Raw genomic sequence first — 25,870 nt, 5'->3', positions numbered from 1 at the left:
TATATAATGTCAAAACTTCTAAAGTTAAATCCCCTAAAAATACAAAATATGGAGCAAAAATGGAGAGAATATCGGACATCATAGAGTCTATTGCAAATGAAAAAGGGCTTGATATAGAGGATGTAAAAGAGCGTGTTAAACGAGCCATTGTCAATACCGCTAGACATGTATACGGAGAGCATTATGAATACGATGTTGTTATCGACGCAAATAAAACTTTAAAACTTTATCAGAAAATTTTAATACTTTCAAACGATGATGAGCGTTTGAGCGAAGATAACGAGTACTTTATAAGCGTAAAAGATGCGAAAAATATCGATTCGAGTGTAGAGATCGGCGATGAACTTACTTATGAGTTGAGTCTTGATAACCTTGGCAGAACGGCGGCTCAAACATTACATAAAGAGCTTGAATTTCATATACAACGTCTTGTTGAAGAGAAAATTTTTCAAAAATACGAAGAACTTGTTGGGCATGTTGTTTTTGGAACTGTTGTTCGTGTTGATGAGCAAGAAAACACTTTTGTGGAGATAGACGAGCTTCGAGCGGTGTTGCCTAGAAAATACCGTATAAAAGGGGAGAAATTTAAAGTGGGTGATGTAGTTAAAGCTGTTATCCGAAAGGTTTATACCGATAAAAGTCTTGGCATAAAAGTAGAGCTAAGCAGAACTTCGCCTAAATTTTTAGAAGCTCTTTTAGCGGCTGAGGTGCCTGAGATAAAAGATGGCGGTATAATCATCCAATCAAGCGCTAGAATTCCAGGAGAGCGTGCTAAAATCGCGCTTCTTAGCGTTTCTCCAAATATCGATCCTATCGGAGCGACTGTTGGAACAAAAGGCGTTAGGATAAATGCCGTAAGCAAAGAGCTAAAAAATGAAAATATCGATGTTGTTGAGTATTCGGCTGAGCCTGTGATATTTATCACTCGCGCCATGAGTCCTGCTATTATAAGTTCTGTAAAAATAGACGGAAACAAAGCTATCGTGAGTTTAGTTAGCGAACAAAAAAGCAAGGCGATAGGCAAGTCAGGCATAAACATACGACTAGCAAGCATGCTTACAGGATATGAGATAGAGCTTAACGAGATAGGCGGTTCTGCAAAGACAAGCGGCTCTGAAAATAGTGAATTTACAAGAGATTTAAGATCGCTTTTTGGAGAAGACTGAAATTTCAGTATAAAATAATCGCGGCAAGTTTGTGCTTGCCGCTTTTTAAGGCGATTAAAATTTAATCATTTAAAATCGCAAGTAGTTCTTTGTTATTTTTTGTTTTTAACATTTTTGCGTATAAAAATTTAAGCGCTTCGACATCATCCATAGATGCGATAGCTGTTCTAATAGCCCAAATTTTTTGTAACTCATCAGGTTTTTGAAGAAGCTCTTCTTTTCTTGTGCCTGATTTAAGCACACTAATTGCCGGATAAATTCTGCGATCGGAAATATTTCTATCAAGTACAACCTCGCTGTTGCCGGTGCCTTTAAATTCTTCAAATATAACTTCATCCATGCGCGAACCTGTGTCGATAAGTGCGGTTGCGATGATAGTAAGGCTACCACCGTGCTCGATATTCCTAGCTGCACCAAAGAAGCGCTTTGGTTTATGAAGTGCGTTAGCATCCACACCACCCGTTAGCACCTTGCCACTTGGTGGAGTTACTGTGTTGTAAGCACGTGCTAGACGAGTGATACTGTCAAGAAGAATGATGACGTCCTTTCCCATCTCGACTAGACGCTTTGCCTTTTCTATAACAAGCTCTGCAACGCGCACGTGATTAAGCGCCGGTAGGTCAAAAGTCGAGCTAAATACTTCGCCTTTAACACAGCGTTGCATATCGGTAACCTCCTCAGGACGTTCATCGACTAAAAGCACCATCAAATGAGCCTCTGGGTGATTTTTAGCTATGCCGTGAGCAAGCTCTTTCATGAGTTCTGTTTTACCGCTTCTTGGAGGAGCGACGATAAGGCCACGCTGACCTTTGCCTATAGGAGTAAAAAGGTCAAGCACGCGTCCTGTTAGATGCATCGGATCGTATTCTAGTTTTATCTTTTCGGTTGGGAAAAGCGGTGTGAGGTTGTCAAAAAGAGGACGTTCTTTTGCCTCGACTAAAGGCATATAATTTATGGCTTCGATCTTTAAAAGTGCGTAGTATTTCTCTTGATCTTTTGGCTCTCTAACTTGTCCCGTAACGATATCACCTACACGTAGCGCGAATTTGCGAATTTGCGAATTTGAAACATAAGCGTCATTTGAACTGTCGCTTAAGTTTGCGTCAACGGAACGCAAGAAGCCGTAACCTTCGTTTGTAACCTCTAAAATTCCTGTAAATAGTATAAAACCGCCCTGTTTTGTCTGTGTTTTTAAAATTTCAAATATCAAATCTTGACGGCGAAATTCTCGAGGGTTTTCAACACCGACGACATTTGCTATCTGGACTAAATTTTCTAAGTCAAGCGCTCTTAGGTCTTCTATCTTGTGTCCATCAACCGGGGTATGTGTGCGTGAGTTTGTGTGTTTTTTTGTAGCCTTGTTTTCTTTTTGGCTCTGAGCTTCTTGCTCTTTTTCGTTATTTTCCATTAATCCTCTTTTAAATTTGCATAAATAATGTAGAAATTTGGGTCTTCAAATGTAGTGTTTGAAAAGTGTCATTTTATAGAATTTTTGCTTTCTTGTCAATAAAATTTACACTTTTTGATATAATTTGGATTTTGTTTTAAGGGTAGAAAATGATGAATTTTAAAGACGGTCTTAGAGAAAAGATCATTATAAAAACGGCTGTTTTAGGTATTGTCGTTAATGTTTTTTTAGCTGGTATAAAAATTTTAATCGCTCTTGCTTCAAATTCGGTTGCTATCATTTCAGATGCGATAAATAACTTAAGTGATGCATTTTCAAGCGTTATAACGATATTTGGCTCAAAGCTTTCGCTAAAAAAGCCTGATGAAAACCACCCTTATGGATACGGTAGAACTGAATACATCGGCGGCCTTATCGTTTCGGTAGTTGTCTTAATGCTTGGTTTGCAGTTTTTTAAAAACTCGGTTGAGGTTATAATAGAGCCTCAAAAGACAAGCTTTGAAGCTGGCGCGCTTTGGTTTTTACTATTTGCTATTTTTGTAAAAGTATTAATCGCAAAGCATTATAAAAAAGTAGGCGAAAACACAAAATCAATCTCGCTAAAAGCAGTTGGAGCGGAAGCTTTTGGTGATGCGATGATATCTTGTATCATACTGATTTCGGCACTTCTTTCGTATTTTTATGAAATTTTTATAGACGGTTACGCCGGTGTTGTCGCATCGGTTTTTATCATCTATAATGGTGTGATCTTGATAAAAGAGACATTTGACAAGATAATCGGTGTTAGGGTCGAAAAAGAGGTTAGCGATACGATCTATCAGGCGGTTTTAGAGTGCGAGATAGTACAAGGCGCTTATGACTTGATACTCCATAACTATGGTGTTGAGCGTTATGTAGGGTCTATAAATGTTGAGGTTGACGAGCATTTAAAACTACCGCTTGTTTCACAGCGTTTAAATGAGCTTCAAGTTGAGATTTACGATAAATATCGTGTGTATCTTGTTTTTGGAATTTATAGCGTAAATTTAGGCCAAAATAGTGCAAAAGAGTGCATCAAAAACGCACTTTTGGATATAAAAAGTGTTTTAAATATCCATGCGTTTTTTATAAATTTAAAGCAAAAAAGAATTAGATTTGACGTGACGGTTGATTTTAAAGAGCCGGATATAGCGGGACTTAGGGCTAAGATAGAAGAGAGGGTTGCTAAGCGTTTTGAGGGCTTTGAAATTTTTATCGTTATAGATAGGGAATTTAGCTAAAATTCGATTTTGATATGGAAGAAATTTAGTGTTTTTGTCTTTAAATTTCTTCCGTTTGTTTTTATAAAAAATTTAATGCTCGCTTTTTAAACCAGCTCCGCAAAGCGAGATGATGCTATCTCCTTGAAGGCGGTTTGTTTTGATGTATTGCTCATAAGCGGCATAAATGGCAGCTGTCGTATGCTCGACATAAAAACCTTTTTTAGCAAGATCTTGTCTTGTTGGGATGATCGCATTTTCAGGTATCGTTATAACTTCGCGTTCGCCTTGATAAGTGCTTGCTAAAATTTCTTTACCTCTCATGGGCTTTCCTATGGCGATACCTTCGGCTTGGGTAGGCTTTGGAATAACGTTTAGAGGCTTATCTTTGGCTTTAAAAAACGGAGCGCAGTTTTCACTTTGAACGATGAAAATTTTAGGTAGTTTTTGTATAAGCCCTGCTTCAAAAAGTTCGGTAAGCGCAATCTCACAGCCTATTAGTAGTGTTCCGTTACCAACTGGTAAAAAGAAGTTATCAGGCACCCTGCCTAGTTGTTCAAAAATTTCATAGACGTAAGTTTTAGTACCTTGGTAAAATAGTGGATTATAAACATGGTTAGCGTAGTAAATTCCCTCTTCAAGCGCTTTTTTACGGCATGCGTCGGCTGTTTCATCTCTTGTCCCGTCAAAAACTGTAGCCGTTGCGCCAAAGGCTTTTATCATGTTTATCTTCTTCTCGCTTGTGCCTTTTGGAACAAAAATTTCACACTCTATGCCGGCTCTAGCGCAGTATGCGGCGACTGAGTTGCCGGCGTTTCCGCTACTATCTTGAAGGACTTTTTTAACACCTATGCTTTTACAAAGCCATATCAGCATAACGGCTCCGCGATCTTTAAAAGATAGTGTAGGCATGGCATAATCAAGTTTAAAATAAAGCTTGTCATCAAAATTTACGGTCGCACTCATGCCCTCGCCAAGAGTTACTTCGCGCCAAATTTCATTTTGGATAGGGAAAAATTTACGGTAGCGAAAGAGGCTAAATTCGTTTTTGTCGATCAGATCTAGTGAAAATTTTGGAGCTTTAAAGTCAAGATCGTAAAGCCCACCGCATTCGCAAGTATAGTTTAGGGTTTGCAAAGATGCCGTTTTACCGCATTCGTAACATTTAAAATTTGACATGTTTTTCCTTTGTGTTGGGTTTATCTCATTGCCACTTGAGCTTCTATCTCTACCAAACAACCAAAATGTAAGGTCGACGTAGGCACGACTACGCGAGCGGGTTTGTGCTCGCCAAAGAATTTCGCATACTCGTCATCTATCTCATCCCAAAATTCAACATTTGGAGTGTAGACCCTGCACATGATGATATTTTCTTTTTTAGCGTTTGCTAGGTCTAAGACGGCTTGTAAGTTTTTAAGCGCTTGTTGTGTATGCTCTCTAACTCCACCATTTGGTAGTTTCATGGTCACCGGATCTATGCTTAGTTGTCCTGAAACGTAAAGTATGTCGCCGTGCAGCACTGCAGGGGAGTAGTGAGCTTTGCGTGTTTTAGAAAGTTGTGTTTGAAAAATTTCCATAAAAACTCCTTAAAAATTTTATCTAATTTTACTCGTAACGGTATTTAAAGGAGCTTAAGCAAAAGGGCGAAAATTTCGCTCTAAATTTATCATAATAGTCCTATAAAAGCTTCAAGTCGTGTGCGAATTTGTCCTACATCTTGTTTTGAGTAATCAGTCTCTAAGCTCATGTAGTTTGCACCGACTTCTTTGCTTGCGATTTTGATTTTATTTGTTTCTATCGCGTATGTGTGACAATCGCTTAAAACAACGTCTATGACACCATTTACTTCGTACTCTTTTACCATGGATTTGATGATCTCACCTCTGTCGTTGTTTTGATACATTACCGAGCATGGGATTTTTAGATAGCGTTTGGCGATATTTTCTATCAAGTCGCCATCGGTTTGGATTAAGTTTTTATAGTTTTTAGTTCCCGTGCAGTTTTCAAATGCAACCACGTCTGCACCTAGATCTTCGATTTGTTTGATTATCTTTTCATATATACCACCGCTTGGACAGCCTGTGATTAAGATACGTTTTTTGTGTTCTTTTGGTGGCGTGCTCTCTTTTATAGCATCTATGAAAGAGCGAAGCGTGGAGATTTTTTCTTGTTTATCGTAGATAAAGTCGCTTGCAAATAAAATTTGATGTATCTCGCTGCCTTTTATCGGGCTTGGGTTCGCCTTACTAAGATCCATAAGTTCGCACATTATCTCACGCTCTTGGTTATAAATTTTTATCGCTTCAAGCAGCGCTTCATCGGTGATTTTGGTTTTAAATTTATTCTCTATAAATTCTTTAAATTCCGCTATCTCTTTGCTCCAAAGCTTTAGACTTTTTTTGTTTGTCATATTTGGAAGTTCCATGACATAGACATCTTTGTGATTTGCAAGCAGCTCATACATCTTCTTTTTGCCATCACAGGTTGTTTCACCGACAACTAGATCGCTTGCGTTCATGTAGGGGCATTTTTTGGTTAATGCATATCCGTAACTCGCCTTAATAAGAGGGCAAAGGTTGCGAGGAAGCTCTTTTTGAGCCGCATCCATCGGACTTTCATCGTAAGCACAAAGGCTTATAGGTATTGCCCTTGCGGCATATATTATCTCCTTTGGTGCGTAGGTGCAAAAATTCCCTACGATCTTCTTGCCTTGAGCTTTGATGTCTTGAAGAGCCATTGCATTACGCTTTTTTAAAGCGTCAAATTCCATTCTCATTGTTTTTCTCCTTTGATCTTCTTGCGCCGATGAGAGCAGCTCCCATCGCACCGCAAAATATTGCATTTTTATCAGTGAAAATCTCTTTACCAAGATGATTTGAGAGCAAATTTTTAAACAGTTCTACGTTACTTAGTTCTCCGCTTAAAAAGTATCTTTCATTCTCAAGTTTTTTTATGAGCGAAGCAACTTTTTGTGTCGAAGAGTCAATAATGGCATATGCTATTTGTGTTTTTTCAACGCCGTTTGATATGAGAGAGATTATCTCAGACTCTGCAAAAAACCGTGCAAGTTGAGCTGATTTTGATATTTAAATTTTGCTGTGCGGTTTTGTAAAGTTGGGTTAGTTCTAGCCCTAGGCGATTTGCCATAACTTCTAAAAATTTACCCGTTCCCGCAGAGCATTTGTCATTCATGATAAAGTCTTCAGGCTTTGAAGAGACCATTTTTATCGCCTTTGTGTCTTGCCCTCCTACGTCTATAACCGTGCAGTCATACGGGTATAAAAAATCCGCTCCAAGTCCGTGACATAAAATTTCAGTTGTTGTGAAATTTGCGTATTTCACACTTACTCTGCCATACCCTGTTGCCGTTATAAAATTTGGAATATAGTCTTTTTGATTTAAAATTTCATAAATTTCATCCGCAACATTTACGGCACTAAAGCCTGTAGGACGTAAAAATAGATCGATAAATTCATTTTTATCCGCGTCTAATACAGCCACTTTTGTTGAGGTTGAACCTATGTCGATACCGATAAAATACATAAAATTTGCCTAGTATAAAAGTGTCTCTAAACTTAGAGATTACATAATTTTATCAAATAAAATCAAAATTACAGCTTAATATTTATAGCACAAATTTATATAATTTAAGAGAAATTTCCGTATAATAATTTAATCTAAATATGAAAGAAAAATGTAATTCATGCCAAAATTTAAATGCTCGCATTGTAGGCTAAGCTTTGACGATGATTGTGCGATAGTAAATCAAAATGGAGAAAAATTTTGTTGCACGGGTTGCGCTAATGTCTATGAAATTTTACACAATGGCGGATTTGACGAGTTTTACTCTCGGCTTGGAACAAACACCCTAAGTCCGCAAAATACCCAAAATAGCACCACTCAAAGTATACAAAGCTTATATGATGAGTATGTAAAAGATGAAAACGGCTTTAAAAAGATAAGTTTAGTGATAGAGGGAATTCACTGCTCGGCTTGTATCTGGCTAAACGAAAAGGTATTTTTTTCTACAAAGGGTGTCGTTGAGGCTAGTATAAATTCAACAAATAACAAAGCTGTCGTTATCTGGGATGAAGAGCAAGTCGGTTTGGCTGAAATTTTAAATGCCATAAGTGCCGTGGGATATAGAGCATATGCGTATGATGCAGGGCAAGAAGAGCTTAGAATGTCGGCAAAAAGGCGTGATTTTTATATAAAGCTACTTGTCGGAGTGTTTTGCGTGATGAACATCATGTGGATAGCCATAGCCCAGTATGCCGGGTATTTTACGGGTATCGACAAAAATGTTAGAGATATTTTAAATTTTGCCGAGTTTATACTTGCTACTCCTGTGCTGTTTTATACGGGATCGGCGTTTTTTTCAGGGGCAAAAATAGCTTTAAAAACAAGAACGCCAAACATGGATCTGCTTGTGGTTACCGGAGCGACTTTAGCGTATAGCTATTCGGTGTATTCGATGTTTTCGCGCGTTGGAGAGGTGTATTTTGACTCTGTCGCGATGATAATCACCTTTGTTTTTATCGGTAAATTTTTAGAAATTTTAAGTAAAAAACGGGCAAACGATACTCTTGATGGGCTAAATTTATTATCTTTAAGCGAAGTTAGCGTAGCAAAAGATGGTGCTGTGACTAGTAAAAACATTAAGGATGTTAAAGTTGGTGAAACCATCGTGCTAAAAGCAGGGGACAAAGCACTTATAGACGGTGTCGTGACTAGCGGAGAGGCTAGCTTTGATCTTTCAAGCCTTAGCGGAGAGAGTTTGCCTGTGTTTTTGGGTGTAAATGATGAGTTAAAAAGCGGCTCGATATGTCTTGACGGAGTAGTTTATTACAGGGCAAATGCCAGTTTTGAAAACTCGCTTTTAAATAAAATTATATCGATGCTTGAAAATGCAACAATTAAAAAACCACGCATAGAGCAGCTCGCAAATGAAATTTCATCTAAATTTTCGCTTGTGATCTTAAGTATCGCATTGCTTACGTTTGGGTATTATTTTTATGCGGCATGGTTTGAAAAAGCTATCGTCATCGCCATATCTGTTATCGTCATCGCTTGCCCTTGCGCTCTTGCTTTAGCAACTCCGGTGGCGACTTTAAGCGCGCTTGGGACAGGGCTTAGAAGAGGAGTTTTATTTAAAGAGGCTAAATTTATAGAGAGCTTGGCAAAGTGTGATACGGTTGTTTTTGATAAAACAGGAACTCTTACGAAGGCAAATTTGACAGTTAGTGAATTTGCTAAATTTAAAGATATAGATGACGGGCTAATACTTTCTATCGCTTTAGCTTCAAAACATCCCGTAAGTGTTGCTGTAGCAACCTATCTAAAAGAAGCAAAAAGCGTTAATATAACAAATGTAAAAGAGATCGCAGCAAAGGGCGTAATGGCTGAGTTTGAGGGCAGAAATTTACTTGGCGGAAGTGCTAGGTTTATGCGTGAAAATTCGCTCACCTTACAAGATGATAATGCAGGGTATTTTGTGGCTTATGATGGCGAGCTTGTGGCTAAATTTGTATTAAAAGATGAGCTAAAAAGTGGCGTGAAAGAGTGCGTGCAAAGCCTAAAAAAATTAGGCATAAGCGCCTACGTGCTTAGCGGTGATAATGAAAAAAACGTCAAAAAGGTAGTAGACGAACTTAAACTTAAATACAAGGCAAATGCGCTTCCTGATGAAAAGGCCAAATTCGTAGCAAAGCTTGTAGAAGACGGCAAAAGAGTTGTTTTTGTAGGAGATGGTATAAACGACAGTCTCGCTATGAGTAAAGCCCAAGTTGGAGTTTGCATGGGCAGTGGTGCTGATATAAGCTTGGAAAGAAGCGATGTCGCACTTTTAAACGACGATATAACAGCCTTTGGCGACAGCATGGTCTTGGCAAAAAGAACATTTAGGACGATAAAGCAAAATTTAGCCTTTAGCCTTTGTTATAACGCTTTAACCGTGCCTTTGGCGGTTATGGGATATGTTATACCGCTGTTTGCCGCACTTTCTATGTCGCTTAGCTCGATAGTCGTGATATTAAATTCACTAAGGATAAAATCAACTTTTAAGGCAAAAAATGGATGATTTGGTTTTAGCGATAATGCTTGGAATTTCTATTTTAATAGGGGCATGCGGGCTTTTTGGCGTTATTTGGGGGATTAAAAATCATCAATTTGAGGACTATCGTAAATTTCTTGATGGGGCAAGCTTTGATGGAGAGGATGCTTTAAATGATGCCTATGAGCTTGAAAAGCGAAAGAAAGAAGCGATAAAAAAACGCAAGGAAAAAAGCTATGGGTCATCTTAGTGAAGATAGGCAAAACATCTTTAAAAATTTAAATTTCTCATCAAAATTTGAGATAGTAGACGAATTTTTTAAAAATGAAAAAATACGAGTTGAACGAATTTTATCAAGCGGGCAAACTACAAAATGGCAAGATAATGACGAGGACGAGTGGGTTTGTTTGCTTGATGGCGAAGCTAAGATTAGATATGAAAACGGCGATAAAATTTCACTAAATAGAGGCGATACGCTTTTTATCAAAGCGCATACAAAGCATCAAGTCAGCTATACATCACAAGAGTGTATCTGGCTTTGTTTTTTTAGCTTTTGATGATTTGCGGTTCGCCAAAAAGCTTGTTTGCCTCTTTTATTACGCCCTCTTGTTTTAGCCTCTCAAGCTCTTCAGGGCTTTTTTGCCCATTGAAATTTATACTTGGAGTGATAATAGGCTTTACTTCGATGGGTTTTGGATGAGGTTGTGTTTGTGATAAATTTTGATCTATATTTAAATTTGAAAGCTCTGCATCCAAGTAAGATAGGCTTGAGTTCTCGTTTTTTGGCTCATTTAAGGGCTTTTGTTCTTTTGCTACGATCTTGATATTTGCACTATTTCCAAAGCAGGCGCGAAGAATTTGCATTATGATTTTTGAGCTGTTTCGCATTTTGGTTTGATCTTCACCCATTGCGCCCGAGCTTAAATACATAGTGTTTTGCTTAAAGTCTTGAAATTCGATACATCTTTTAAAACACTCGCCAAGTTCGTAGTCGCGGTCATAAATCTTTGATAAGAACAAAGCATAAGGGTCATTTTGTGCTAAATTTGGAGTGTTTGAATTTATTACTGTTGTCGACTTTTGCGTTAAATTTTGTGCTTGATTAGTTTGTTTAGATGTTTGAAGTGAAACTATGGCTTCATCTATCGTCTTTAAATTTAGCGCTTCTATCATCATAAAAAGCATTATCGTCAGTATGAAACCATTGTCGCTAGAAACGCTTAACATGCCCTTTGTTTGTGATAAAATTCTAAAAAATCTCTCGTAAATCAACAATGAAAATTTCGGATCGTTATTTAGAAATTTCTCTTTTAAATTTATGATTAACTCATCTATTATCATTTCCGGTTCATAAATTTCAAGCTCCAAAACCAGCTCTTTTAATTTATCCTTATCGCCTAAGATAACGACATCTAAGATCTCTTCTATTTTTATGGGATCAAGTAGTCCTAGCATGGAAGCGACTGCTGTTTGAGTGATGTGGTTTGTGCTAAAAATAATGGCTTGATCAAGTAAAGTAAGAGTGTCTCTAAGTGAGCCTGATCCGCTTCTAGCAAGGATCTCTAATGCCTCTTTCTCATAAGAAATTCCCTCTTTGCTTAGAATAAATTCAAGATGCTTTATGATGTTGTGTTTGCTAATTTGCTTAAATCTAAAATGTTGTGTGCGTGAAAGCACGGTTGCAGGAAGCTTTAGCGGGTCGGTCGTGGCAAGTATAAATTTGACATAGCTTGGCGGCTCTTCCAGTGTTTTTAAAAGTGCATTAAATGCCTCTTTTGTTAGCATATGAACTTCATCAATGATAAAAATTTTATATCTTGCGGCCGCGGGGGCGTATTTTGTTTGTTCGATTAGCTCTCTTATATCGTCTATTTTTCTATGACTTGCGGCGTCCATTTCGATGATGTCCATGTGTCTGCTTTCGTTTGCCATTTGACAGTGAGAGCATATTTCGCATGGATGAGATGTTGGACCTTGTTCGCAAACAAGCGCCTTAGAAAATATCCTAGCACTTGATGTTTTACCGCTTCCCCTAAGTCCGGAAAAGAGATATGCGTGACTTATGCGACCCTCTTGCAAAGCGTGAGTCAGACTTTTACTAACTGCTTCTTGACCTATTAGTTCGTCAAAATTTTTCGGTCTGTATTTAAGTGCTAATGCTTGCAAGATCTATCCTTGGGTAAAATTTTGGATTGATTTTACTCAAAAAATGATAAATTTCTGATATAATCAAATTAAAAACAAAAAGGTGATATTTTATGAAAAAATTATTTTTAGCTATCGTTTTAGGTGCTGTTGTGTTTAGTTTTATTGGTTGCGAGCGCAACGATTACCAACACCCGATGCATAGATCAACAAAGTGATAAGTAATTAAAATTTAAGGGGCTTAAGCGCCCCTATATTTTTTAGCAAGAGTAGCAGGTTTTAAACTCGTATGCTGTTGGACGAGCTTCGTATGGCCAAACTTGTGTTTCAAATTTATAATGCTGGAACGCATCTACAAACACTTCAGACATTACAGGTTTTAGGTATTCATTATCTCTAATAAGTGCTTCTAAACTGCCACGAAGAGTGTGCGGAAGTTGTTCGATACCCTTTTGGCGAATTTCATCAAGAGTAAGTTTAAATAAATTTTCATCCATCGGTCCAACCGGCTCGTATTTGTTTTTAACGCCGTCAAGACCAGCCATAAGCATTGCTGAAAATGCCAAATACGGGTTAGCGGTGCTATCAGGAAAGCGCATTTCGGCACGGACTGATTTTTCTCCTGAGCCGTAAGGGATACGTATAGAAGCAGAGCGGTTTTGGCTTGAATAAGTCAAGATCGATGGTGCTTCAAAGCCTGGGATTAGGCGTTTATAGCTGTTTGTGCTTGGGTTTGTAAAGGCTGCAACACTTCTTGCGTGTTTTAAAATTCCACCTATATACCAGCGAGCAAAATCACTTAAATTTGAGTAGTTGCCCTCTCCATAAAATAAATTCTTACCATCTTTCCATACAGACTGGTGCACATGCATACCGCTTCCATTATCTCCATAAAGAGGTTTTGGCATGAAAGTTGCGGTTTTGCCGTTTAGATGAGCTACCATTTTAACTACGTATTTATAAATTTGAACATTATCGGCAGCTTCAACAAGTGTTCCAAATTTTACACCGATCTCACCTTGACCTTGTGCTACTTCATGGTGAACTACAAATGGCTCAAGACCTACTTGCTCTAAAACATTTACCATCTCAGCACGTAGATCGACCATACTATCAACCGGTCCCGTTGCTAGATATCCTCCCTTTGTGCGAGGTCTGTGACCTGTGTTGTAGCTATCTTTAAAGTCTTTGCCGTCATTCCAGATACCTTCTTCTGTATCAACTTCAAACATTGCACAGTTTGGGCTATCGATGATTTTAACGTTATCAAATACAAAAAATTCGTTCTCAGGACCAAAAAACGCTACATCACCCATGCCGCTTTCTTTTACATAAGACATTGCTTTTTTAGCTATAGAGCGTGGGCATTTTTCATACATTTGACCTTTATATATGTCATAAACATCACAAAAAACAACAGCCGTGATATCTGCCGTAAAAGGGTCTAAAAATGCACTAGCAGCGTCAGGCATCAGTACCATATCGCTTTTGTCGATAGGCTGCCAACCGCCTGTAGAACTTGCGTCAAAAGGTATACCGTTTTCAAAATTTCCTTTTTCTACAACTTTTGCGTTGTAACTTATGCTATGCCAAGCACCGTTCATATCGGTGTATCTAAAATCTATAAATCTAACTTCGTGTTGTTTGCAAAAGTCGAAAAATTCATCGACACTATTTACAAATTTTCCCATATATTCTCCTTTTGGATTGTATTTTTGAATTATATCACAAAATCTAACTTTTAAGTTTAACTTTATATAAAATTTATACCCATTTTAAAATTTAACAAAATACCTATCTCTTTTTTCGTAACTTACACACTTATTAAAGCCCATTTTCCGAGCCAAATTTTCACATAAGCCGTTATCTGCTCCGACCTGCAAAGGATCGTGCGCGTCAGAGCCAAAGCTTATTGGTATTTGCGCTTCATAAACAAGCTCTAAAAGCTCAACACTTGGATATTGCTCTGCTGCCGGTTTTCTAAGACCTGCAGAGTTTATCTCAAGAGCTAAATTTGCTTTTTTTATCTCTTTTATGGCATCTTTAGCTAAAATTCTAATATCTGTTTTTGGCATAAAATTAAATAATTTCATCAGGTCAAAATGTCCGACTATATCAAATTTACCACATTTTGCCAACTGCTCGATACAAGCAAAGTACTCTCGCCAAATATCGTCTATGTTTTTGTTTGAGTATTCGCCTATAAATTCAGGGTTGTCAAATCCCCAACCACCTATAAAATGCACAGAACCGATAAAATAATCCACATCACGAGCCAAAACGCGCTCATCTATAAAACCATCTAAAAAATCAACCTCGTATCCAAGTAAAATTTTGATTTTGTCTTTAAAATCCTCTTTTGCTTTTAAAACCATACTTTCATATAAATTCATTTGCGCAAAGTTCATTCTATAAGCTTCGTCGTATTTCATAGGGGCATGGTCGCTAATGCCGTAAATTTCGCAATTAAGTTTGATAGCTTGTTTAATATACTCATCTATCTCGCCTGTTGCGTGATTACAAAGAGTTGTGTGGTTGTGTAGATCAACTTTCATGTCCGTCCTTTTAAAATCCGCATAATCTTATCTAAAAGTAGATAAATTTAAGCCTATTGATTGTATAATCGCACAATCATACCAATAGGAGTTTTTATGACCCAAGAAGAACTTGATGCGCTTATGGCAGGCGGTCTTGACGACATTATGGACGAAGAGACAGCCGAGCCTGATACGCAAGATAAAGTTGATTCTTCCGTTGAAACAAAACAAGAAACAGCCCCTGTAAAGCAGGAAAAAGAGTCGGAAGATAATGATATTGACGAGGAATTTGTAAAAGGTTACAGGGTAAATCCGCAAACCGCATGGCCACCTCCACCGCCTACAGATGATCATAAAATGGTAAACCAGCTTGATGATGTTACGAAAGACAGCGAGAAGAAAGCCACTGAAATGTTTGATAAACTTGATGTTATCAACGGTTTTTTCATGAATGCTGAGAGTTCATGTGGCGATCTTAAGAAAGATATTGATAAAAATATAGAAATTTTTACTACGTTAAGTGAGAAATTTCCGGGCGTAGATGCATTTTTGGAAGCTCTTAAACGTAACGAGAGCATGAAAGAAACTGTCGAAAACACTATCGGCGATATCCAAATGGGACAAGACGAGATAATGATGGCTATGGATATGATGCAGTATCAAGATATCCATCGTCAAAAAATCGAGCGTGTCATAAATGTCATGAGAGCGCTTAGTAAGTATATGAGTAGCTTGTTTGAAGGTAGGATAGATGATGATAAGCGCGTTAGCTCGGCTGTTCACATCGTGGGTGATACTACGACCGAAAACTTAGTAAGCAACGATGACATAGAAGCGCTTATCGAAAGTTTGGGTAATAAATAGTGTTAAAGCCCGAATTATTAAGCCCTGCAGGAAATTTAACTAAACTTAAAATAGCCCTTGAATACGGCGCAGATGCCGTCTACGCCTCTGTGGCTAGTTTTAGTTTACGCACACGCTCGGCTAGAGAATTTAGTCTAGAAAGCTTTGAAGAAGGCATAAGATATACTCATGAAAAAGGAAAGAAATTTTATGTTACCATAAATGCATTTCCTTTTAATGGGCAGATCGAGCCGTTAAAGCGCCACTTACAAACAGTTTCAGCTATGAAACCTGATGCTTTTTTGATCTCAACTCCAGGCGTAATGAGTCTTGCAAAGGAGATAGCTCCTGATATTGACATACACTTAAGTACACAGGCAAATGTGATGAACTATCTTGATGCTAGAATTTATCATGAAATGGGTGCGTCACGCATAGTTGTGGCTCGCGAGATGAGTCTAAAGGATGTCATCAAGATAAAGGAAATGCTACCTAATCTCGAAATAGAAATTTTTGTTCACGGCTCTATGTGTTTTGCTTATTCTGGTAGATGTTTGGTTAGTGCTGTGCAAAGCGGACGACAGTCAAATCGCGGAAGTTGCGCGAATGATTGCCGTTTTAAATACGAACTTTATGCTAAAAATCCAGAAAGCGAGACTTTGTTCCGATTGGAAGAAGATCCTGAAGGCGGTACGCATGTTATGAACGCAAAGGATTTAAGCCTTATCTCTCATATCGATGAAATAGTAAAATCAGGCGTCATAGACAGCTGCAAAATAGAAGGCAGGACAAAGAGTGAGTATTATGCGGCATGTGCTACGCGTGCTTACAGAATGGCGATAGATGACGCGGCAAGTGGTAAATTTGAGCGAGAAAAGTATGAATTCGAGATAAATACGCTTAAAAACCGCGGCTTTACGGACGGATATCTAGTAAGTCGTCCTTACGAACGAGTCGATACTCAAAACCACACCAGTAGCTTGGAAGAGGGCACTCATCAAGTTCATGCGATAAGCGAAGATGGGGAATTTATAAAGTGTAAATTTAAGATCGTCGCTAATGAGGCTTACGAGATAGTATCTCCGCTTGATAGTATTATAGAAGTCGGCGAAAGCGAGCTTGGAAGTGTTTATGATAACGATGGAAAGTTTTGGCTGGAATTTAAACAGCTTGTGAGTAAAAAAGGTAAAATTTTCGAAGAGATCCACAGCGGTAACGAAAACGAGATAAAACTACCTATAAAACTACCTAAATTTAGTTTTCTAAGAAAGGAATTTAAGTGAAATTTGTTTCTATTATAATGGGAAGTAAGAGCGACTACGAGATAGTAAGTGAAGCAGCAAAACTACTTGAAAAATTTGAAGTAAAATACGAACTCATTATTAGCTCTGCTCACAGAAGTCCGGAAAGAACGCATGAATACGTAAAAAATGCCGAAGTAAAAGGCGCACAAGTCTTCATAGCAGCAGCTGGAATGGCGGCTCACTTGGCAGGCGCGATCGCAGCAAATACCACAAAACCTGTTGTTGGTATACCTATGGCTGGTTCTGCCTTGGGTGGAGTGGATGCTCTTTACTCAACAGTGCAAATGCCAAGCGGAATGCCGGTGGCAACACTCGCGATAGGTAAGGCGGGAGCGATAAATTCTGCTTATCTTGCCATGCAAATTTTAGCGTTAAGCGATGATGTTTTAGCTAAAAAACTTAAGGAAGACAGAAAGGCGAAAGAGGAGGCTTTAAAGGCTGATTCGGCAAAGGTTGAAGTTATACTTTAAGGAGGGTGGATGCAGACTTTTTTAAAGATAGATGAGTTTTGCAAACTTGTGCATTTAGAGCGTGAAGTCATCGAAGGCATGATAGAGCGCGGTGTGTTAAATACAAAAATTGAAGAAGACGGCGAAATTTACATCGAAGCTTCGCAAGGAACTATGAGTGTAGTGCCTACAACAAGTTCAAATTTAAGCGTAAATATGAACGCGATTGCGGGCGAGAGTTTTGTAGAAAAAACTATCGGAACGATTTTAAATTTACATGAAAAAGTTCTTGATGCAAAAGACGAAACGCTTGAAGTTTTAAGAAACGAGAATAAATTTTTAAAAGAAGCACTGTTTTCCATGCAAGAACTTTACGATGAAGACAGAAAGACCATAGAAACACTAACGGATCAACTTAAAATTTCGCAAGATGAGGTTGAGTTTTTAAAACGTAAATACAAACTTATGTGGAACAAGGCAGTCGAAAATTTCAAGGATAATTAGTGCAAATAATTAATCTAACAAGAGGATTTTGAAATTTATGGCTTAAAAACTAGAACAGATAATTCTAGCGAAATGAGCGGTTGTGGCAAGATAGCTAGTTTATGGAAAGAATTCTTAAGTTTAGGTTTTGGTGATTTAGATGAAATTTATGCAGTTTATCATGAGTATGAAAGCGATATAAACGGCTTTTGCTCTTTGATCGTAGGTGCTAAAAATTTAGAACGCAAAGATAGCCGGAAGGTTTTTGTTAAAAATGGCAAATATGCTATGTTTAGCAAGGATGGCACAGGAGAGAGTGTTACGATAGAGCTTTGGCATGAAATTTGGAGCTTTTTTAAAAGCTCGAATTTGCAAAGAGCCTATGAGAGCGATTTTGAAAAACATTTAAAAGATAAAATAGAAATTTACATATCAATAAAATAAGGAAACAAATGATAACTTTTTCAGAGATAATCCTAAATTTACAAAATTATTGGCGTGAGCAAGGTTGTGTTATCGTTCAACCTTACGATATGCCAGCAGGTGCAGGAACATATCATCAAGCGACATTTTTAAGAAGCCTTGGTAAAAAGCCGTGGGCGACTGCCTATGTTGCACCGTCTCGTCGTCCGACAGACGGAAGATACGGTGAAAATCCAAATCGCCTAGGTGCGTATTATCAGTTTCAAGTACTTATCAAGCCAAGCCCAAAAAACATCCAAGAGCTATATCTAAAAAGCCTTGAAAAGCTAGGACTTGACCTGAAAAACCATGATATTCGCTTTGTAGAAGATAACTGGGAGAGTCCGACGCTTGGTGCTTGGGGACTAGGCTGGGAAGTTTGGCTTGATGGCATGGAAGTAACGCAGTTTACATACTTTCAGCAAGTTGGTGGCATAACTTGTGACTTAGTAAGCGGAGAGATAACTTACGGTCTTGAAAGACTTGCCATGTATTTGCAAGATAAAGACAGCGTTTATGATATCGTATGGGATGATAAAAACGGTGTGGTAACATATGGCGATGTGCATAAACAAGGCGAATTTGAATGGAGTAAATACAACTTTGAAGTAGCCGATGTTAATATGCTTTTTAATCAATTTGAAAGCGCATTTAATGAATGCAAGCGTTGTTTGGAGGCTGAAATTTCGCTTCCTGCGTATGATTATTGCATGATGGCGGCTCATACTTTTAATGTTCTTGATGCAAGAGGTGCGATCTCTGTTACGCAAAGACAAGAGTATATCTTAAAAATCCGCGAGCTTGCCAAATCCTGCGCCTTAACATATCTTAAGTCTCAAGAGCAGCAGTGAAAATTTTTGAAATTTACGAACACTTAAACAAGATAGCTCCGTTTGACACACAAGAGGAATGGGATAATAGTGGACTTCTTGTCGGATCGTTTGAGAGTGAGTTTGAGCAAATTTATCTAAGCCTTGACATAGATAGTGAGCTGGTTGATAAAATGAAGCCAAATTCACTTCTAATAACTCATCATCCGCTTATATTTAAAGGACTTAAAGTGATGAATTTTGCCAAGTATCCAAGTGGCATTATCGCTGAAATGATTAAAAAAAATATAAGCTTAATCTCGATGCATACAAACTTTGATAAAGCTGTTTTAAACAGATATTTTGTAACTGAAATTTTAGGTTTTGATATTTCAAGGTCTGATGAATTTTTGATCTACTGTGATGTAAATTTAAATTTTAAAGAGCTTGTGGATTTGGTAAAAGACAGGCTAAATTTAAATCAAATTCGCACTGTCTATGCAAAAGATGAGATAAAAACTATAGCTATTTGCACTGGAAGCGGAGCTGATTTAATGCCTTATGTAAAGGCCGATGTGCTTTTAACGGGTGATATAAAATATCATCAAGCGCTAGAAGCTAGAGAAAATTTGCTAAATTTAATAGATATAAATCACTACGAGAGCGAGCAGTATTTTGGGGAGTCTTTGGCAAAATATTTGCAAAATCTTGGAGTTTTGATTATAATATCTAATTCGAAAAACCCATTCACACATTTTTAAGGAAACACTAAAATGAATAAATATTTACAACAGCTAGTTGAGCTTTCAAAATTTGATAAAGAGATCGACGATTTTACTCCTCGTATCGAAAACGTTCAAAAAACTTACAGAGTAACAAAAGAAGAGTGTGATGCCATAAGCGCAAATATCGAGCAGTTGGACAATGAAGTAAGCGATATCAAAGTTCAAAAAAGTCAAACAAATGCACACATAGCCGAATTTGCAGCAAAGATCAAAGATGTAGCAAAAAAAAGTGGTTTAGCCAAGAGCGAAAAAGAGGTAAAAGCTCTTAATCTTGAAGAAGAGATTGCCAAAGAGCAACTTGAAGCTGCAAACGAAGAGATAGCTAGACTTGAAAAGATAATTGATAGCAAAAATGCAAGTAAGGAAGAGTTAGTAGCTAAAAAGAGCGAGCTAGAGGCTAAACTCACACAGATAGAAGCGGAAATTTCGTCAGAGCTTGAGGCTATTGAGAAAGAAAGAGCTGAAGTTTATGCACAAAAAACTAAGCTTGTAGGCGAGATGAACCAAAAAATTCTTACATTTTATGAGAAAATTCGCAAATGGGCTCATAATTCAGCTGTTGTTCCTGTTAGAAAACAAGCATGCTACGGCTGTTTTATGCAGATAAATGATAAAACTTTTGCAGCTGTAGTTCGTGCTGAAGATATCGTCACTTGCCCTCATTGCGGTAGAATTTTATATAAAGAAAATATTTAAGCCCCTCGTGGTAGCGATTTATTATATCTTAGCTTTGATCTCGTGGTTGATCGGAGCTATTTTTTTACTCCCTTTAAGCCTTAAAAAGAAATACCGCAGCGCTATACCGGCTCGGTTTTTTCTTTTTAATAACCCAAAATTTAAAGACGCCAAAGTTCATTTTCATGCTTGCAGTTATGGTGAGATTCAGGCTTTAACGCCGATCATGAGAAAATTTGAGGATAAGGCGATAAGCGTAGTGACGCATACCGGTTTTGAAGCAGCAAAAAAAATAAGCCAGAATTCACGGTTTTTACCATTTGAGATATTTTTACCATTTTGGCTTAAAAAAAGTAAAATTTTAGTTATTTTTGAAGCCGAACTTTGGCTCATGCTTGTTTTTGTGGCTAAGCTAAATGGCTCAAGGGTTATTTTGATAAACGCCAGAATTTCAGATAGAAGTTATGCTAGATATAAGAAATTTAGTTTTTTTTATGCTACTATTTTTAGATACATAGACCAAGTTTATGCGCAAAGCGATCTAGATAAAGAAAGACTTATGAGTCTTGGAGCAAAAGATATAAAAGTAGCTGGCAATGTCAAATCAGCGTTTGCCTCACAACCTGGTAAAATTTATAAAAAGCCTAAAGAAAGGGTTATAGTTTTAGCAAGCACGCATGAAGGTGAAGAGAAAATGCTACTTGAAAATTTGAAGTTAAGCAAAAATGACAAGCTTGTTATAGCCCCAAGACATCCTGAGAGATTTGCAAGTGTTGGCGAGTTTGTAAAAGAATGGTCGCATAAGCACGGCTTTGAGTTTGATAAATTTAGTCAAAACGGAAATTTTAATAGACAAATAACTTTACTTGATACGCTCGGTGAGCTCGTAAATGTTTATGCTATAAGCGACGTGGTAGTGCTTGGGGGAAGTTTTGTTTCTGGTATTGGCGGACACAACCCAATAGAGTGTGCAAATTTTAATCCTATTCTTGTGAGTGGCGAGCATGTATTTAACCAAAAAGCACTATTTAGGCTTGTAAGTGGAGTAAAATTTATCAAAACAAATGAGCTAAATGATGTTTTAAGTCTTTACAAAGAGCGTGCAAGGATTATTAACAAGGCCGATATTACGGCGATTATAGATGATATTAGGAGTAGTTATGAGCAGTGAAAAAGCATATAAGCTTTTGGCTTTGCAAGAGGGAATTTCAAACAACGAAGCAAAGGCACTAATCGACGATGGTCTTGTATATGCAAAAGGGCAGAAAATTCTCATAGCTCGTGCGCTAATGGGGGCAAATACACGCTTTAATGTTCAAGAAGTATCAAAGCCAAGCGTGATTTTTGAAGATGAAAATTTGATCGCAATAAATAAACCGGCTTTTATTACGAGTGAAAAGATAAGCGAAATTTATAAATTTCCGCTTCTTCATCGTTTGGATAAAGAAACAAGCGGTGTTTTACTGCTTGTTAAAGATGAAGAATTTGCCAAAAAAGCAATAGAAGAATTTAAGCATATGCGCGTTGCTAAAACCTATGTTGCTGCAATTAAAGGCATAGTGAGTGAAGAAATTAATATAAATGAGCCGATTTTAACCATTAAAACAAAGGGTGGTGCTCACTCTAAAATTTCAAAAGATGGTAAAGAGGCCATCTCGAAAGTAACGCCACTTATGGTTGTCGGCAAAAAGTCACTTGTAAAAGTCGAAATAAAAACAGGAAGAACTCATCAGATAAGGGTTCATTTATCAAGTGTTAATGCACCTATAGTTGGTGATGAAAAATACGGTAAAAATCGTTCGGCTAGAATGTATCTACATGCCTATTATATCGGGCTTTTGGGTTATAATTTTAAAGCTAATATTCCTAAAGATTTTAATGCGTTAGGGTTTGAAATTTCAAATAAATTTGAGATTTAAAGAGCGATAAAGAAAAAATTTAGTAAAATGCGCCGTTTAATATATAAATTTAGAAAGGTAAATAGTGTTTGAACAAATCAGTGAGTCGTTTAGATTAGCCGTCAGCAAGATACGTTTTGTAGATGATGAAAAGGCTTTGAAAAACGCATTTGATGTGCTTAAAAAAGCTCTTTTAAAAGCTGATGTTCATCATAAAGTTACCAAGGATTTATTAAGCGCGATCGAAAGCGAGATAAAACAAACTAGTATCGGTCAAAAGCAATTTTTAGATGCTATAAAATTAAAGCTGACAGAAATTTTAACAGCTCCTGGCAATCAAGGCTTTGTTTATGCTCAAACAGCTCCCACCATCGTGTTGATGGCCGGCTTGCAAGGATCCGGAAAAACCACAACTACGATAAAACTAGCAAATTATTTAAAGCTTCGCAAGAAGAAAGTTCTTGTTGCTGCATGTGATTTACAACGTTTGGCTGCAGTTGAACAACTTCGTCAGCTTTGTGTTGCTAATGAAATCGATCTATTTTTTATAGAAAATGAAAATGACCCTGTTAAAGTTGCCAAAGAGGCACTAGTAAAAGCTAAAAGCGGTCTTTATGATGTGCTTTTAGTTGATACGGCAGGTCGTTTGGCTATAGATGAAGCTTTAATGGGTCAAATAAAAGATGTTAAGAGTGCCATAAATCCACATGAAATTTTCTATGTAGCTGACGCTATGAGTGGTCAAGATGGCGTGCGTTCTGCAGCCAGCTTTAATGAAGCGCTAAATATCAGCGGTGTAATACTTTCAAAATTTGACTCTGATAGCAAGGGTGGTGTTGCTATCAGCATAGCAAAACAGTTAGGAATTCCACTTAGATTTGTTGGTACCGGTGAGAAAGTTGCCGATTTAGAAAGCTTCATACCAGACCGTATAGTCGGTCGCATAATGGGCGAGGGCGACCTTGCTACTCTTGTAGAAAAAACAAGTTCTATTATTGATGAAAAAGAAGCCAAGCGCTTAAATCAAAAGATAAAAAAGGGACAATTTAACTTTAACGACTTTTTAGAACAAATGGAGAGCGTAAAAAAACTAGGTTCTATGAAATCCCTAATAGGTATGATACCTGGTCTTAGCAATATGGCAAATCAGATCAAAGACATAGATCTTGATAACTCAAAAGAAATTTTGCATATAAAAGCTATGATAAATTCAATGACGCAAAAAGAGCGTGAAAATCCCGAGCTTTTAAACAATAGCAGAAAACGTCGTCTAGCAGCCGGCTCTGGGCTATCTCAAGTAGAGGTTAATCGTTTTTTAAAACAGTTTGAAAATGCCTCCAAGCTTGCAAAGAAATTTTCAGGTAAAGGCGGTGCTAAAGGGCTTGCAAATATGCTAAGTCAAGCCAATATGAATAGACCCAGATAGGGTTTAAATTTGGATAATTCGTTATCTAAATTTAAGCATTATTTAAAAATTTTAAGGAGAAATATAATGGCAACCGTAGTAAGACTAACAAGAATGGGACGCAAAAAAAGACCATTTTATCGTATAGTTGTAACAGATAGTAGAAAAAGACGTGATAGCGGCTGGATAGAGAGTATCGGCTACTACAATCCAATGGTAGAGCCTGAAGTTGTAAAATTTGACGCTGAAAGACTAGCATACTGGAAAGGCGTTGGCGCTAAACTTAGCGATAGAGTTGAACAAATAACAAGCAAATAAATTTATGGTTGAAAATTTTTTATACGAATATGCTAAGCTTATAGCCGACTTTCCTGAAAAGATAAAAGTTGAGCGTGTGGAGCTTGGCGAGAATTTTGCCGAGATTATTATAAATGCCGATAAGGTTGATACCGGTAAGTTGATAGGAAAAGATGGCAAGATGATAAATGCCATAAAAACCGTCATTATCGGATGTAAGGCAAAAGACTCCACTAGCTACAGGGTAACGGTAAAAGCTTTTGAAGAGTGAAAATCTCGAAGTAGCTATAATAGGCAAAACCGTCGGACTTAGGGGCTATGTAAAGCTTCACAATAAAAGTGACTTCCCTGAGCAGTTTAAAAAAGACGCTAAATTTTTTGACAAAGACGGTAATTGGCTTATTATAAAAAATTATGACAAAACACGCGGTGAGGCTTTGTTTGTTGGTTTTGAAAGTATTGAAGCTGCAAAAGAGCTAACTAACCGCGTCATTTATACTACTGTCGAGCAAACTAGAAAAGATTGCAAGCTTAAGAAAGATGAATTTTTTTATTTTGACATTATCGGACTTAAGATACTGGAAAATGGTGAAATTTTAGGCATAGTTGATGATATTGAAGAAATTTCAAGCTCAAATCTTTTATTTATCAAAACTGGCCCAAGCCTAGCTGAACAAGGCTTTGCAAAAAGCTTTTATATACCGTATATAGACGAATTTATTACCAGTGTTGATCTAGAAAAACAAGAAATTTCAACTAAAAATGCAAAAGCAATTCTTGAAAATTCATGAAATTTAGCTTTGTATCTTTATTTCCACAGTTAATAGAACCATACTTTAAAGACTCAATCCTTGCAAGGGCAGTATCTTCTAATAAGATCAATCTCTCTTTTGTCAATCCTCGTGATTATACAAAACAAAAAAATTTAAAAGTTGATGAGTATATGATAGGCGGTGGCGCAGGTCTTTTGATGTTTGCACAGCCGATTGATGACGCTTTGAGTGAGATAAAAAAAAATGATAAGAGTGTGCATATTATTTTTTTAACTCCGGCTGCAAAGAAATTTAATCAAAATGATGCCAAAAGATTAGCCAAAAAAGATCATATCTGTTTTGTTTGTGGCAGATATGAGGGTATCGATGAGAGAATCATTGAAATGTGGGCTGATGAAGTTTTTAGCATAGGCGATTATGTGTTAACTGGTGGGGAGCTTGGCGCTCTTTGTATGAGTGATGCAATATCTAGAAATATAGATGGAGTGCTTGGCAATAATGAGAGTTTGGCAGTGGAGAGTTTTGAGGATAATTTGCTTGAAGCTCCATCCTTTGCTAAGCCTGACCTCTTTAAAGGTAGTTTTGTTGTTTCAGAGTTTTTAAAGGGAAATCATGGTAAAATCCAGTCTTTAAAAAACAGGATGGCGCACTGCAAAACAAAGTTCTTCCGCCCTGATTTATACCAAAAAATTAAGCCATAATTTAAGGACAAACTATGAGAAATAAGTATATTGAAGCATTTGAGAATGCTCAAATCGCAAGCAAAACTGTGCCTGAATTTCGTGCGGGTGATACACTTCGTGTAGCTATTCGTATTAAAGAGGGCGATAAGACTAGGGTTCAAAATTTTGAAGGTGTCTGTATAGCTAGACGCGGAAGTGGCGTAGGTGAGACATTCATGATCAGAAAAATCGGCGCAAACAGTGTAGGCGTTGAGAGAATTTTCCCTATTTATAGCGAAAGTATCGAAGAGATCACTGTATTAAGACGTGGTCGTGTTAGACGTGCTAAACTATTTTATCTACGCAATTTACGCGGTAGAGCTGCTAAGATCCGCGAACTTAGAAAATAAAAATATAAATTTCAAAGGTTTTTCCTTTGAAATTTTTCTTCTTTAAAGTATATCATCCATTATTCCACT

The 25,870-nt window shown here is 37.4% G+C and carries 30 protein-coding genes; 21 read left to right on the top strand and 9 right to left on the bottom strand.

The genetic code is table 11. The features are described 5' to 3' along the window. The first annotated feature begins 59 nt into the window (after positions 1 to 59). Positions 60 to 1,166, top strand: coding sequence for a transcription termination factor NusA (gene nusA / locus CCAL5182_RS06340; protein WP_336610537.1), 1,107 nt, complete (start codon positions 60 to 62; stop codon positions 1,164 to 1,166). Between the two features lie 61 nt (positions 1,167 to 1,227). Here nusA and rho read toward each other — a convergent pair whose 3' ends face one another. Beyond that, positions 1,228 to 2,574 (bottom strand): transcription termination factor Rho, encoded by a 1,347-nt coding sequence (gene rho, locus CCAL5182_RS06335; protein WP_169937277.1) that lies wholly within the window; start codon positions 2,572 to 2,574, stop codon positions 1,228 to 1,230. A 149-nt stretch (positions 2,575 to 2,723) separates the two neighbouring features. Between rho and CCAL5182_RS06330 the strand changes: the two genes are divergently transcribed. Continuing rightward, complete coding sequence (locus tag CCAL5182_RS06330; RefSeq protein ID WP_336610536.1) at positions 2,724 to 3,833, top strand: cation diffusion facilitator family transporter; 1,110 nt, start codon at positions 2,724 to 2,726, stop codon at positions 3,831 to 3,833. 72 nt (positions 3,834 to 3,905) lie between these two features. On the opposite strand, the gene CCAL5182_RS06325 is transcribed toward CCAL5182_RS06330, so the two are convergent. The 5 genes from CCAL5182_RS06325 to CCAL5182_RS06305 form a co-directional block, all read right to left on the bottom strand. After that, entirely contained in the window at positions 3,906 to 4,991 is a 1,086-nt protein-coding gene (locus CCAL5182_RS06325; RefSeq protein ID WP_336610535.1) for a threonine synthase, read from the bottom strand. 20 nt (positions 4,992 to 5,011) lie between these two features. After that, on the bottom strand, positions 5,012 to 5,389 hold the full coding sequence (locus CCAL5182_RS06320; RefSeq protein ID WP_169937283.1) for a RidA family protein: 378 nt from the start codon (positions 5,387 to 5,389) through the stop codon (positions 5,012 to 5,014). A gap of 89 nt (positions 5,390 to 5,478) precedes the next feature. Continuing rightward, positions 5,479 to 6,588: a double-cubane-cluster-containing anaerobic reductase gene (locus CCAL5182_RS06315; protein WP_336610534.1), complete on the bottom strand. Its 1,110-nt coding sequence runs from the start codon at positions 6,586 to 6,588 to the stop codon at positions 5,479 to 5,481. Next, a complete protein-coding gene (locus CCAL5182_RS06310; protein ID WP_336610545.1) occupies positions 6,572 to 6,814 on the bottom strand; it encodes a hypothetical protein in 243 nt (80 codons plus the stop codon). The genes CCAL5182_RS06315 and CCAL5182_RS06310 overlap by 17 nt, the downstream gene beginning before the upstream one ends. A gap of 40 nt (positions 6,815 to 6,854) precedes the next feature. Continuing rightward, positions 6,855 to 7,355 carry an acyl-CoA dehydratase activase gene (locus tag CCAL5182_RS06305; RefSeq protein WP_228026585.1) on the bottom strand — a complete coding sequence of 167 codons (501 nt, stop codon included), beginning with the start codon at positions 7,353 to 7,355 and terminating at the stop codon, positions 6,855 to 6,857. A gap of 160 nt (positions 7,356 to 7,515) precedes the next feature. Here CCAL5182_RS06305 and CCAL5182_RS06300 point away from each other — a divergent pair, with 160 nt between their 5' ends. From CCAL5182_RS06300 to CCAL5182_RS06290, 3 genes are read left to right on the top strand one after another with little or no spacing between them, the layout of a single operon-like run. Then, the gene (locus CCAL5182_RS06300) at positions 7,516 to 9,891 is read left to right on the top strand and encodes a heavy metal translocating P-type ATPase (protein ID WP_336610533.1); all 2,376 of its coding nucleotides are present in this window, start codon (positions 7,516 to 7,518) and stop codon (positions 9,889 to 9,891) included. Further along, complete coding sequence (gene ccoS / locus CCAL5182_RS06295) at positions 9,884 to 10,114, top strand: cbb3-type cytochrome oxidase assembly protein CcoS (RefSeq protein ID WP_336610532.1); 231 nt, start codon at positions 9,884 to 9,886, stop codon at positions 10,112 to 10,114. The genes CCAL5182_RS06300 and ccoS overlap by 8 nt, the downstream gene beginning before the upstream one ends. After that, positions 10,101 to 10,421, top strand: coding sequence for a cupin domain-containing protein (locus tag CCAL5182_RS06290; protein ID WP_169937290.1), 321 nt, complete (start codon positions 10,101 to 10,103; stop codon positions 10,419 to 10,421). Before ccoS ends, CCAL5182_RS06290 begins: the two co-directional genes overlap by 14 nt. On the opposite strand, the gene CCAL5182_RS06285 is transcribed toward CCAL5182_RS06290, so the two are convergent. The 3 genes from CCAL5182_RS06285 to CCAL5182_RS06275 form a co-directional block, all read right to left on the bottom strand. Continuing rightward, entirely contained in the window at positions 10,411 to 12,030 is a 1,620-nt protein-coding gene (locus CCAL5182_RS06285) for a DNA polymerase III subunit gamma/tau (RefSeq protein WP_169937292.1), read from the bottom strand. The genes CCAL5182_RS06290 and CCAL5182_RS06285 overlap by 11 nt on opposite strands. A gap of 239 nt (positions 12,031 to 12,269) precedes the next feature. Beyond that, positions 12,270 to 13,700 carry a type I glutamate--ammonia ligase gene (gene glnA / locus CCAL5182_RS06280; protein ID WP_336610531.1) on the bottom strand — a complete coding sequence of 477 codons (1,431 nt, stop codon included), beginning with the start codon at positions 13,698 to 13,700 and terminating at the stop codon, positions 12,270 to 12,272. A gap of 84 nt (positions 13,701 to 13,784) precedes the next feature. Then, entirely contained in the window at positions 13,785 to 14,564 is a 780-nt protein-coding gene (locus CCAL5182_RS06275) for a histidinol-phosphatase (RefSeq protein WP_169971418.1), read from the bottom strand. Between the two features lie 96 nt (positions 14,565 to 14,660). Between CCAL5182_RS06275 and CCAL5182_RS06270 the strand changes: the two genes are divergently transcribed. From CCAL5182_RS06270 to rplS, 16 genes are all read left to right on the top strand, one after another. Next, the gene (locus CCAL5182_RS06270; RefSeq protein WP_169937298.1) at positions 14,661 to 15,410 is read left to right on the top strand and encodes a chemotaxis protein; all 750 of its coding nucleotides are present in this window, start codon (positions 14,661 to 14,663) and stop codon (positions 15,408 to 15,410) included. After that, complete coding sequence (locus tag CCAL5182_RS06265; protein ID WP_169937300.1) at positions 15,410 to 16,672, top strand: U32 family peptidase; 1,263 nt, start codon at positions 15,410 to 15,412, stop codon at positions 16,670 to 16,672. The genes CCAL5182_RS06270 and CCAL5182_RS06265 overlap by 1 nt, the downstream gene beginning before the upstream one ends. Next, a complete protein-coding gene (gene purE, locus CCAL5182_RS06260) occupies positions 16,669 to 17,163 on the top strand; it encodes a 5-(carboxyamino)imidazole ribonucleotide mutase (RefSeq protein WP_336610530.1) in 495 nt (164 codons plus the stop codon). Before CCAL5182_RS06265 ends, purE begins: the two co-directional genes overlap by 4 nt. A gap of 9 nt (positions 17,164 to 17,172) precedes the next feature. Further along, positions 17,173 to 17,646 (top strand): DUF3972 domain-containing protein, encoded by a 474-nt coding sequence (locus tag CCAL5182_RS06255; protein WP_169937304.1) that lies wholly within the window; start codon positions 17,173 to 17,175, stop codon positions 17,644 to 17,646. Between the two features lie 72 nt (positions 17,647 to 17,718). Continuing rightward, the gene (locus CCAL5182_RS06250) at positions 17,719 to 18,069 is read left to right on the top strand and encodes an effector binding domain-containing protein (RefSeq protein ID WP_228026586.1); all 351 of its coding nucleotides are present in this window, start codon (positions 17,719 to 17,721) and stop codon (positions 18,067 to 18,069) included. Positions 18,070 to 18,080: 11 nt separating this feature from the next. Continuing rightward, positions 18,081 to 18,938, top strand: coding sequence for a glycine--tRNA ligase subunit alpha (glyQ, locus tag CCAL5182_RS06245; protein ID WP_169971791.1), 858 nt, complete (start codon positions 18,081 to 18,083; stop codon positions 18,936 to 18,938). Continuing rightward, complete coding sequence (locus CCAL5182_RS06240; RefSeq protein ID WP_336610529.1) at positions 18,935 to 19,657, top strand: Nif3-like dinuclear metal center hexameric protein; 723 nt, start codon at positions 18,935 to 18,937, stop codon at positions 19,655 to 19,657. Before glyQ ends, CCAL5182_RS06240 begins: the two co-directional genes overlap by 4 nt. A gap of 12 nt (positions 19,658 to 19,669) precedes the next feature. Next, a complete protein-coding gene (locus CCAL5182_RS06235; RefSeq protein ID WP_169937309.1) occupies positions 19,670 to 20,377 on the top strand; it encodes a zinc ribbon domain-containing protein in 708 nt (235 codons plus the stop codon). A gap of 7 nt (positions 20,378 to 20,384) precedes the next feature. Continuing rightward, positions 20,385 to 21,527: a lipid IV(A) 3-deoxy-D-manno-octulosonic acid transferase gene (waaA, locus tag CCAL5182_RS06230; RefSeq protein ID WP_169937311.1), complete on the top strand. Its 1,143-nt coding sequence runs from the start codon at positions 20,385 to 20,387 to the stop codon at positions 21,525 to 21,527. After that, on the top strand, positions 21,517 to 22,275 hold the full coding sequence (locus CCAL5182_RS06225) for an RluA family pseudouridine synthase (protein ID WP_336610528.1): 759 nt from the start codon (positions 21,517 to 21,519) through the stop codon (positions 22,273 to 22,275). The genes waaA and CCAL5182_RS06225 overlap by 11 nt, the downstream gene beginning before the upstream one ends. Before the next feature lie 64 nt (positions 22,276 to 22,339). After that, positions 22,340 to 23,680, top strand: a complete 1,341-nt coding sequence (gene ffh, locus CCAL5182_RS06220) for a signal recognition particle protein (protein ID WP_336610527.1) — start codon at positions 22,340 to 22,342, stop codon at positions 23,678 to 23,680. Positions 23,681 to 23,746: 66 nt separating this feature from the next. Further along, positions 23,747 to 23,977 (top strand): 30S ribosomal protein S16, encoded by a 231-nt coding sequence (gene rpsP / locus CCAL5182_RS06215; RefSeq protein WP_169937317.1) that lies wholly within the window; start codon positions 23,747 to 23,749, stop codon positions 23,975 to 23,977. 4 nt (positions 23,978 to 23,981) lie between these two features. After that, on the top strand, positions 23,982 to 24,227 hold the full coding sequence (locus CCAL5182_RS06210) for a KH domain-containing protein (RefSeq protein WP_169937319.1): 246 nt from the start codon (positions 23,982 to 23,984) through the stop codon (positions 24,225 to 24,227). Continuing rightward, positions 24,217 to 24,747: a ribosome maturation factor RimM gene (rimM, locus tag CCAL5182_RS06205; protein ID WP_336610526.1), complete on the top strand. Its 531-nt coding sequence runs from the start codon at positions 24,217 to 24,219 to the stop codon at positions 24,745 to 24,747. The genes CCAL5182_RS06210 and rimM overlap by 11 nt, the downstream gene beginning before the upstream one ends. Beyond that, the gene (gene trmD, locus CCAL5182_RS06200) at positions 24,744 to 25,430 is read left to right on the top strand and encodes a tRNA (guanosine(37)-N1)-methyltransferase TrmD (RefSeq protein ID WP_169937322.1); all 687 of its coding nucleotides are present in this window, start codon (positions 24,744 to 24,746) and stop codon (positions 25,428 to 25,430) included. The genes rimM and trmD overlap by 4 nt, the downstream gene beginning before the upstream one ends. Positions 25,431 to 25,444: 14 nt before the next feature. Next, positions 25,445 to 25,801: a 50S ribosomal protein L19 gene (gene rplS, locus CCAL5182_RS06195; RefSeq protein WP_169937324.1), complete on the top strand. Its 357-nt coding sequence runs from the start codon at positions 25,445 to 25,447 to the stop codon at positions 25,799 to 25,801. Positions 25,802 to 25,870: the final 69 nt, after the last annotated feature.

Source organism: Campylobacter sp. 7477a (assembly GCF_014892335.1).
In the GTDB taxonomy this organism is placed as follows: domain Bacteria; phylum Campylobacterota; class Campylobacteria; order Campylobacterales; family Campylobacteraceae; genus Campylobacter_A; species Campylobacter_A californiensis.
This window is presented reverse-complemented; position numbering and strand designations above follow the sequence as displayed.